The organism is Nguyenibacter vanlangensis (assembly GCF_013376155.1).
GTDB lineage: Bacteria > Pseudomonadota > Alphaproteobacteria > Acetobacterales > Acetobacteraceae > Gluconacetobacter > Gluconacetobacter vanlangensis.
In genome coordinates, this window is sequence record NZ_JABXXP010001103.1 from 1 (window position 1) to 699 (window position 699).

1 pseudogene is annotated in these 699 nt (G+C 70.5%); it reads left to right on the top strand.

The features are described from left to right. Positions 1-699, top strand: a pseudogene (locus HUK84_RS21500) (NADH-quinone oxidoreductase subunit F); the annotation flags it as partial.

Genomic DNA, 699 nt, shown 5'->3' on the forward strand with positions numbered 1-699 from the left:
GACCTCACGCCCGACGCGGTGATCGCCGAAGTCACCGACTCCCGCCTGCGCGGGCGCGGCGGCGCCGGCTTCGGCACCGGCCAGAAATGGAGCTTCGTGCCCAGGCAGCCGGCCCGCGCGCGCCGCAAATACCTGGTGGCCAACGCCGACGAAATGGAACCCGGCACCTTCAAGGACCGGCTGCTGCTCGAAGGCAACCCCATGCAGCTCCTCGAGGGCATGCTGATCGCCGGCTACGCCATCCAGGCGTCCGAGGGCGTGATCTTCCTGCGCGGCGAATATCACCTGGCGTTCGACCGGCTCGAACGCGCGATCGCCCAGGCCCGGCAGACCGGCTGGCTGGGGCGCGACATTCTCGGCTCGGGCTTCGATTTCGACATCCACGTCCATGCCAGCGGCGGCCGCTATATCTGCGGCGAGGAAACGGCTTTGCTCACCGCGCTCGAAGGCTACCGCGCCCAGCCGCGCAGCAAGCCGCCCTTCCCGCAGGTGGGCGGGCTGTGGGGCGCGCCCAGCGTGGTCAACAATGTCGAAACCCTGTGCAACGTGCCGCACATCCTGGCCAACGGCGCCGCCTGGTTCCGCGACCTGGCCCCGGGCAGCCCCGATGGCGGCACCAAATTGTTCGGTGTCAGCGGCCGGGTACGCCGCCCGGGGGCGTGGGAACTGCCGATGGGCGTGCCCCTGCGCCAGGTGGTC